At 69.3% G+C, this 8,861-nt stretch carries 8 protein-coding genes; 3 read left to right on the forward strand and 5 right to left on the reverse strand.

Features of this window, described 5'->3' with window-relative positions:
* A partial coding sequence (locus ACLQ6X_RS14975; protein WP_411700957.1) for an alpha-galactosidase occupies positions 1-2,122 on the forward strand: 2,122 nt, incomplete at its 5' end.
* A 102-nt stretch (positions 2,123-2,224) separates the two neighbouring features.
* Positions 2,225-2,557: a hypothetical protein gene (locus ACLQ6X_RS14980; RefSeq protein ID WP_411700958.1), complete on the forward strand. Its 333-nt coding sequence runs from the start codon at positions 2,225-2,227 to the stop codon at positions 2,555-2,557.
* 169 nt (positions 2,558-2,726) lie between these two features.
* Here ACLQ6X_RS14980 and ACLQ6X_RS14985 read toward each other — a convergent pair whose 3' ends face one another.
* The 5 genes from ACLQ6X_RS14985 to ACLQ6X_RS15005 all read right to left on the reverse strand — a co-directional run bounded on the left by ACLQ6X_RS14985 (position 2,727) and on the right by ACLQ6X_RS15005 (position 7,695).
* Positions 2,727-3,125: a hypothetical protein gene (locus tag ACLQ6X_RS14985; RefSeq protein ID WP_411700959.1), complete on the reverse strand. Its 399-nt coding sequence runs from the start codon at positions 3,123-3,125 to the stop codon at positions 2,727-2,729.
* A 68-nt stretch (positions 3,126-3,193) separates the two neighbouring features.
* On the reverse strand, positions 3,194-4,030 hold the full coding sequence (locus tag ACLQ6X_RS14990; protein ID WP_411700960.1) for a sugar phosphate isomerase/epimerase family protein: 837 nt from the start codon (positions 4,028-4,030) through the stop codon (positions 3,194-3,196).
* Positions 4,027-5,208 carry a DUF993 family protein gene (locus ACLQ6X_RS14995; RefSeq protein ID WP_411700961.1) on the reverse strand — a complete coding sequence of 394 codons (1,182 nt, stop codon included), beginning with the start codon at positions 5,206-5,208 and terminating at the stop codon, positions 4,027-4,029. Before ACLQ6X_RS14995 ends, ACLQ6X_RS14990 begins: the two co-directional genes overlap by 4 nt.
* Positions 5,209-5,217: 9 nt before the next feature.
* Positions 5,218-6,330: a Gfo/Idh/MocA family protein gene (locus tag ACLQ6X_RS15000; RefSeq protein WP_411700964.1), complete on the reverse strand. Its 1,113-nt coding sequence runs from the start codon at positions 6,328-6,330 to the stop codon at positions 5,218-5,220.
* A 315-nt stretch (positions 6,331-6,645) separates the two neighbouring features.
* Positions 6,646-7,695: a LacI family DNA-binding transcriptional regulator gene (locus ACLQ6X_RS15005; protein WP_411700962.1), complete on the reverse strand. Its 1,050-nt coding sequence runs from the start codon at positions 7,693-7,695 to the stop codon at positions 6,646-6,648.
* Between the two features lie 160 nt (positions 7,696-7,855).
* Here ACLQ6X_RS15005 and ACLQ6X_RS15010 point away from each other — a divergent pair, with 160 nt between their 5' ends.
* On the forward strand, positions 7,856-8,752 hold the full coding sequence (locus tag ACLQ6X_RS15010; protein WP_411700963.1) for a PmoA family protein: 897 nt from the start codon (positions 7,856-7,858) through the stop codon (positions 8,750-8,752).
* Positions 8,753-8,861: the final 109 nt, after the last annotated feature.

Below are 8,861 nucleotides of genomic sequence, written 5' to 3' on the forward strand. Positions count from 1 at the left end.
AAACAACCCCAACACCCACCCCCCGGGGCCCGCGGCCCCCTGCGGGTGGGGGCCGCCCGGCGCCACGGGCGTGCCCGTGATCGTCCACTGGGGTTCCGACCTCGGTGCGCTCGCGCGCGACGCCCTCGAAGCCCTCGTCGACTCCCAGATGCCCGCGGTCGGGCCCAGCTCGATCGACACGCCCCTGCGCCAGTCGATCCTGCCGGTGATGGCCGACGGCTGGAACGGGCGGCCGGGCATCGCCGGCCACTTCGAGGGCTCGACACCGCACGCCCCGGCGTTCACCCTGTCGGCCGCTGAGCCGATCCCGGGCGCCGAGCCTGTCGAAGCGGGCCTGCTCATCACCCTCGACGCGACGAACCTCACCGTCGTCGTCGACATCGACCTTTCGGCCGACGGCGTGCTGCGGCAGCGCCTCACCGTCACCAACACGGGCGATAGCGTCTACGCGCTCGCCTCGCTCGACGCGACGCTGCCGATCCCCACGCGCGCTCGCGAGCTGCTCGACTTCACCGGGCGCTGGCCGCGCGAACGCCAGCCGCAGCGCCGCGACCTCGCCAACGGCACCTGGACCCGCGACTCGCGGCACGGTCGCCCCGGCCACGACAACGCCTTCCTGATGGTGGCCGGCACCCCCGGTTTCGGCTTCCGCTCGGGCGAGGTCTGGGGCGCGCACCTGGCCTGGAGCGGCGACCAGCGGCTCTGGGCGGAATCCGCATCGACGGGACAGACGCTGCTCGGCGGCGGCGAACTGTTCGAGCCGGGCGAGGTGCGCCTCGCCCCGCACGAATCCTTCGAGTCGCCGTGGCTCGTCAGCGCCTTCTCGGATGCCGGACTCGACGGGCTCGCCCGAAGTTTCCACCGGTTCATCCGGTCTCGGCGTCGGCTTTCGACCCGCAAGGTGATGCTCAACACCTGGGAGGCCGTCTACTTCGACCAGAGCGCGGAACGTCTGAAAGAGCTCGCGGATGCCGCGGCGTCGGTGGGTGTGGAGCGTTTCGTTCTCGACGACGGCTGGATGATCGGCCGCACCGACGACCGCCGGGCGCTCGGAGACTGGATCGTCGACCCGGTGAAGTGGCCCGACGGCCTGCACCCGCTCGTCGACCACGTGCTCTCGCTGGGTATGGACTTCGGCCTGTGGGTCGAGCCCGAAATGGTGAGCCTCGACTCCGCGGTGGCGCGCGAGCACCCCGAGTGGGTGCTGGGCGCAGACAACGGCGAACTGCCGCTGCCGTGGCGCTGGCAGCAGGTGCTCGACCTCGCGAACCCCGAGGCGTTCGCGCACGTGCACGAGCAACTCGCCGCCCTGCTGCGCGAGTACCCGATCAGCTACCTCAAGTGGGACCAGAACCGCGACCTGCTCGGCGGCTCCGCGCACCGGCACACCACCGCGACGTACGCGCTGATGGACGCCCTGCGCGCCGAGTTCCCGGGCCTCGAGATCGAGTCGTGCTCGTCGGGCGGCGGCCGCGTCGACCTCGGCGTGATCGAACGCACCGACCGCGTCTGGCCGAGCGACACCAACGACTCGCTCGAGCGTCAGGCGATCTACCGCTGGACCGCCGGGCTGGTTCCGCCGGAGTTCCTCGGCGCGCACCTCGGCGCACCGACCGCGCACACGACCGGCCGCACGCACGAGCTGAGCTTCCGACTGGCGACCGCGCTGTTCGGGCACTCGGGCATCGAGTGGGATGTCACGACGCTCGACGACGCCGACCGCGTTGCCGTGGCCGAGTGGGTCGCCGCGTACAAGCTGCACCGCGGGCTGCTGCACTCGGGCGACGTCGTGCGCAGCGACGCCGGGGATGCGACGCGATGGGTGCACGGGGTCGTGGCTTCCGACGCGTCATCCGCCCTGTTCGCGGTCGTCGCGATGACGGCGACCCGCGACGCGATCGTCGGACCGACCACGCTGCCCGGGCTCGACCCGTCACGGGACTACCGGGTCACGCCGGTGCGTCTCGGTGCGTGGCCGCGAGTCGTGCAGGACGCGCCGCCGCCCTGGTGGGACGCGGGCGGGGTGACGATGAGTGGCCGGATGTTGGCCGCCGTCGGTATCCCGATGCCGCTGCTCGCGCCCGAGCAGGCGCTGGTGCTGCACGTCGAGCAGGTTGAGTAATCCGCTGGTTGAGCCTGTCGAAACCGCTGTATCGAAACCGCTCTGTTGCGTAGTGTGACGGGGCTCCGTGACATGCGGAAACCCCCGACCTATCGTCGTTGCATGACCCACTCACTCGACAACGCACCCGTAGATCGGCCCCAGACCGGAGCCGTCTCGATGATGCGCAGCGGGTTCGAGGCGGGCCACGAGCTCAACGCGATCCAGCGGCTGGCGGCCGTCACGACGGCGAGCCATTGGCGCGACGTCGTGGTCACCAGCGTCTCGACCGACGGCTGGATCGATCTCGTCGACGTCGACTCTCAGGCCGAGTCGCGCGTCTGGCACTACGAGGCGACCGGCGTGAGCGTCGGCGAGCCGGTGTCGCTGCACGACCAGTACTCGGTGCTGGCCGTGGGCCAGGCGCTGTTCAGCGTGCGCACCGAGCGCCCGTGAGGCGCCGGTAACTCAAGGCCTCTCGAAAACCGTGGTTCAGTTCGTGCTGAATATCAACGCGAACTGAACCATCGATATCGAGAAACGGTGTACAGATAGGTTCAGTGGGCGTTGTGCCGTCAGGTTTCGATACGGTCGCTAGCGCGACCTACTCAACCAGCAAAAGGCGCTAGCCCGCCACCGTCATCGAGGCCTTGAGGGCCTCGCATGCCATGGCCGCGTTCATGCAGACCTCGGCGCACATCTTGCAGTGGTCGCTCATGTCGGCGTGCATCATGCACTCGTCGGCACAGGCGCGACACATCATCATGGTGGTCTCGAGCATCGCCATCATGCTGGGCATGTCGTAGCCCATCGGACGCATCATCATGCGCATCATGGTGTTCGTCATGTCCGCAGTGTTCGCGCACATTCCCACCATCTTGCCCATGCCGTCGCCCATGCCGGCATCCGCGCACATCGTCGTGGCCTGCTCGGCCGCGGCACATGCCTCGATGCACTGCTGCATGAGCTTCATGTCCATGGACATCTCCATGGGCATCATCGTCATCATCTTCTCGGTCGTCATATCCACGAGCGTCTCCGGTCTGTCGAGCGAATGGGATTATTACGAAATGTTACGCCCGGGCCCGAGGGTTACGACAGGTGCGGAGCGACAACCGCCGCGAAACTATCCCGGGTGCGCGCGGCGACCTCGTCATAGGGCGCGTCCCAGATCTGCTGGTTGAAGATCTCCACCTCGACGTCGCCGGCATACCCGGCGGCCTCGACCGCGGCGGTGATCGACGCGAAGTCGATCACGCCGTCGCCCGGGTAGTGCCTGCCCAGCAGCACGTCGGCGGGAAGCGGCGTCGCCCAGTCGCACACCTGGTAGCTCGCGATGCGTCCCGCCGCGCGCTCGATCTGCGCGAGCAGTTGAGGGTCCCACCAGACGTGGAAGGTGTCCACCACAGCACCGACCACGCCCAGCGGAAATTGTTCGGCGATGTCGAGCGCCTGCCCGAGCGTCGAGATGACGGCACGGTCGCTCACGTACATCGGATGCAGCGGTTCGATGGTGAGCGTGACGCGGGCTGCAGCCGCGTCATCCGCCAGTTCTGCGATCGCGTCGCGCACCCGTTCCCGCGCGCCGACCAGGTCTCGGGACCCGTCGGGAAGCCCGCCGGCCACGAGCACGAGGGCCGGGGCCCCGAGCGCGTGCGCCTCGGCGATCGCGCGCCGGTTGTCGTCGATGCTCGAGCGCCGTGCGGGTGACTCCTCCATGGTGAAGAAGCCGCCGCGGCAGAGGCTCGAGACGCGCAGTCCGCTGTCTTCGACGAGACGGATGCTGCGGCTGAGGCCCGCCGCCTGCACCGGTTCGCGCCACAGGCCGATGCTTTCGTACCCGGCCGTGACCGTGGCCGCGAGGGCCTCGGCGAGATCGGCGTACTTGATGGTGGCCTGATTGAGGCTCAGGCGGGGATGGGCGCTCATCGGCGGATCCCGTTGAGCGCGAGTAGCGCGTGCCACCGTTCGGCGGCGAGCTCGGGCTGCTCGAGCGCGCCCGACCTGTTCGCGAGTCGCACGATCTCGCTCACGTGCGGCAGCGAGCGGGCCGAGTGCAGGCCGCCGACCATGCTGAAGGCGTCCTGGTGGCCGTTGAGCCACGACATGAACGCGACGCCCGTCTTGTAGTAGAACGTGGGGGCGGCGAAGATCTGCCGCGAGAGGTCTTCGGTCGGGCCGAGGATGCTCTCGTACTCACCGCTGTCGCCGGCGTCCAGCGCCTGGATCGCGGCGGAGGCGCTCGGGGCGAGGGCAGCGAAAGCGCCGAGCAGCGCGTTCGAAAATTTCACGGTCCCTGAGCTTGTCGAAGGGCGGGTACCCGCGATCAGTCCGACGTAGTTGAAGTCGTCGCCCGTGAACATGGTCGCGGTCTCGGGCAGCTGGGCGCGCACCGCGATCTCGGCGAACGGGTCGAGCAGGCTCATCTTGATGCCGCTCACGTGCTCGGCGTTCTCGGTGATGATCTCGAGCACGGTGGCGCTCGCCGTCTTCGAGTCGGTCGAGCCGAAGTAGCTCGCGAGGCTCGGGTCGAAGGCCGCGCCGAGCCAGTGCAGCACGACGGGCGTGGACGCTGCGCCGAGCACCTCGCGGTACACGCGCAGGTAGTCGTCGGCGCTCTGGGCCGCGCGGGCCAGGTGCCGGCTTGCCATGAGCACGACGCCCGCACCGGCGTCCTCGGTGAAGTGCAGCTGCTGCTTGTAGGCGTCGATCACCGCGTCGAGCGAGATCACCTCGTCGTCGACGTGGTCGGTGTTGACGCCGACCACCAACGCGCCGCCCTCCTCGCGGGCCGCCTGCGCGCTGCGGGTGATCAGCTCGCGGGTGGCCGCGGCGTCGAGACCCATGTTGCGCTGGGCGGTGTCCATGGCGTCGGCGACCCCGAGCCCCCACGACCAGACGTGGCGGCGGAACGCGAGCGTCGCGTCCCAGTCGATGTCGGCCGGCTGACCGGGCGTGTTGTCGGCGGTCGGCCGCGGCACCACGTGCGCCGCGGCGTAAGCGATGCGGCTGCGCAGGGGAGCGGTGGGCTTCTCGTAGGCCGGTGCCGGCTTGAGGCCGACGGTGCTGGAGCCACCCGCCGCGTCGATGAGGAGGAGGTCGGTCACTGGCTTCGCCTAACGCTGAGTTGGATCGTATGGGGGAAGATCGATGCGGCGACCCGTGGCGTTCGACTCGAGCCCGGCCTCGGCGAGCAGAACACCGCGCGCGCCAGCCAGGAAGTCGTAGGGGTGGGGCGCATCCTCGATCACGTGCAGCAGGAACTGTTCCCACTGCGTCTTGAAGCCATTCTCGAACACGTCGTTGGTCGGAATCTCCAGCCAGTCGGCGGTGTAGTCGTGCGTCTCGGCGAGGTCGGGGTTCCAGGTGGGACGCGGGGTGGCGTTTCGCGGCTGGATCTTCGCCCCGAACAGGCCGACCACGGCGCTGCCGAGGGTGCCGTCGACCTGGAACTCGACGAGTTCCTTGCGGTCCACGCGAACGACCCAGCTCGAGTTGACCTGGGCGACGATGCCGCCCTCGATGTCGAAGACGCCGTAGGCCGCGTCATCCGCGGTCGCTTTGTAGGCCTGTCCGTCTTCGCCGACCCGCGTCGGGATGTGCGTCGCGGTGCGCGCGTAGACGCTCTCGACGCGGCCGAAGAGATTCTCGAACACGTAGTTCCAGTGCGGGAACATGTCGACGATGATGCCGCCGCCGTCTTCGCTGCGGTAGTTCCAGCTGGGGCGCTGGGCGTCTTGCCAGTCGCCCTCGAAGACCCAGTAGCCGAACTCGCCGCGCACGCTGAGGATCTGGCCGAAGAACCCCGAGTCGATGAGGCGCTTGAGCTTCTGCAGGCCGGGCAGGTAGAGCTTGTCGTGCACGACGCCGTTCTTGATGCCGGCCTCGGTGGCGAGGCGGGCGAGTTCGAAGGCCTCTTCGCTCGACTCGGCGGTGGGCTTCTCCGTATAGACGTGCTTGCCGGCGGCGATGGCCTTCTTGATGCCCTTCACCCGGGCCTGCGTCACGAGCGCGTCGAAGTAGATCTGCCAGCGCGGATCGGCGAGGGCGGCGTCGAGGTCGGTCGTGTAGTGCTCGATGCCGTGCTTGTCGGCGAGCTCCTTGAGCGTGACTTCGTTGCGGCCGATGATCATGATCTCGATCTGCTGGCGCGTGCCGTCGCTCGTGACGACCCCGCCCTGGTCGCGGATCGCCAGCAGCGATCGCACGAGGTGCTGGCGGTAGCCCATGCGGCCGGTGGCGCCGTTGACGATGATTCCAATTGTCGACTCTGACACTGGGTCTCTTCTCTAGTTCTCGTGGCACCGGCGGAACCGGTGCGCGGGAAAGCGTTTACCAAACTATAGCCAGCGAGCTCGGTTTGGGCAAACGTCGGTTTCGGCTGGCGGGACGGGATCGCGTCGACAGGATGGCCGCGGCCGCCCGGCGCGGATCCGTCCTGTTGGTAATACGCGATGGCCGGTCTGTCCTGTTGAGCGGGGAGGGGTGCGCAGCGACCAGACGAGCGAGAGGGGCGGATGTGCCTCGCGCCGCCCCGCCGCGAGTCAGCTCGCGGGCAGGCCCGGCGTGCTCGCCCGCAGCACGACCGACGTCGCGACCGAGAGATCGCGTTCGGCGTCGGCGTCGCGCGCCCGCAGCGCCACCGCGAGCGCCGACTCGCCCACCTCGAACAGCGGGATGCCCACCGTCGTCAGCGCCGGGGTCACGTCGCGCACGGTCTGGATGTCGTCGAAGCCGGCGATGGCGATATCGCGCCCGGGCTCGATGCCGCGCGAGCGCAGGCCGCTCATCGCGCCGATGGCCATCACGTCGTTGACCGCGAAGATGAGCTCGATGCCGTCGAGGCCGCGGTCGACGAGTTCGAGGGCGCCGTCGTATCCGCCGTTGCGGGTGAACCCGCCGCTGACGACGTGTTCGTCGGGGATGCGGATGCCGTGCGCCGCGAGCCCGTCGGTGAACCCCGCGAGCCGGTCGGTCGCGGTGAGCAGCGCGGTCTCGCCGGCGATCGCGGCGAAGCGGGTGTAGCCGAGGCCGACGAGGGAGTCGGCCAGGGCGCGCGCGCCGCCGTAGTTGTCGATGCGCACGGTGTCGAACGGCAGCTCGTGCTGGCTGACGAACACGACCCGCCCGCCGTTGGCCTCGAACGCCTCCAGTTCGCGCGCGAGTTCGGCCTGATGCTCCTCGTCGGAGCTGCGGCTGCCGGCGAGGATGATGACTCGCGGTCGCTGGCCGCGCAGCGCGCGCACTAGCTCGAGCTCACGCTGCGACGACCGCTCGGTGACCGACATCGTGACGATGAGCCCGGCGTCTTCGGAGCCCTTGATCACACCCGCGGCGATCGACGAGAAGTAGGGGTCGGCGATGTCTCCCACGAGCAGGGCGACCGACGTGGTCGAGCCTTTGGCCACGGCCTGCGCCGAGAGGTTGGTCGTGTAGTTGAGCTTGGCCGCCGCGGCGAGAACGCGCTCGCGGTAGGCGTCGTTCACGGTGCGGGCGCTGCCGTTGAGCGCGCGCGACGCGGTGGCGAGCGAGACTCCCGCTTCGCGCGCAACGTCGTGCAGCGTCACGGCGGCCGTGCGTCGGGCGGTGGGCATGCGTTCTCCTCGTTCGGGCGTCGCGCAGGGAGTGCGCGGAACCGGCGTGGGAAAGCATATTCCGAGCGCGCGCCCCGAGCGGATGCGGAGGCCCCGACTCGACTGAGAAAGCGCTTACCGGCTAGGCTGGAGGGCGTTGGTCGATTGCGAAGAGGCAAAAATGACGAAATATGCGGTGGATGACCGTTCCGACGGTTCGCTCGTCGTGTCGATCGGCGCGGTGCCGGTGCTGACCTACGTCTACCGTTCCGGTGTGGCGCAGCAGGAGTCGCCGCGGCCCTACTTCCACCCGCTCACCACGCTCGGCGGCGAGACCGTCACGCAGGTCAGGCCCGCCGACCACGTCTGGCACCACGGGCTCTCGTGGGCATTGCCCAACGTCACCACCGCGGGCGGCGCCACGCACAACTTCTGGGGCGGCCCGACCTACCTGCGCGACCGGGGGTACGAGCAGCTGCCCAACAACGGCACGGTCACGCATCGCGGGTTCACCGCGCGGGTCGCGAGCGAAAGCGGCGTCGAGATCGAAGAGATGCTGCAGTGGACGTCGTCCGACGGCGCCCTGCTCTTCACCGAGAAGCGTCGCCTCACCGTCAGGGGCGCGGATGATTCGTGGTCGCTGCTCTTCGAGACGGTGATGCGCAACGCCTCCGGCGAGACCCTCAGCCTCGGGTCGCCCGGCACCGAGGGCCGCGAGAACGCGGGATACGGCGGGCTGTTCTGGCGCGGACCGCACGGCATGGAGGGCGGCGAGGTGCTCGCCGAGGGCGGCGGCGGCATGGGCGCCCGGGGCGAGTGGCTGGCGTACTCGGCCGGGGCCGCCACCGTCGTGATGACCGACCGGGCGCAGAATCCGCGACATCCGACCCCCTGGTTCGCCCGCAGCGACGAGTACGCGGGACTCTGCCCCGCACCATTCTTCTCCGAGGCCCTGGACGTGGCCGCCGGCGAGAAGGTGCGCTTCGGCTACACCGTCGTCATCGCCGACGGCGCATCTGACCTCGGCAGGGCGTCCGTCCTCGCCGCCGCCATCGACACCCAGAAGGACCCCTCGTGACCGAACGCTACGCGCTCATCGGAACCGGGCACCGCGCCCAGATGTACCTCGACGCCATGCGGGGCGACCACGCCGACGTGGCCGAACTCGTGGCCTGGAGCGACACCAA

Origin of the sequence: Conyzicola sp., from assembly GCF_046714715.1 — a bacterium.
Classification (GTDB): Bacteria; Actinomycetota; Actinomycetes; order Actinomycetales; family Microbacteriaceae; genus Conyzicola.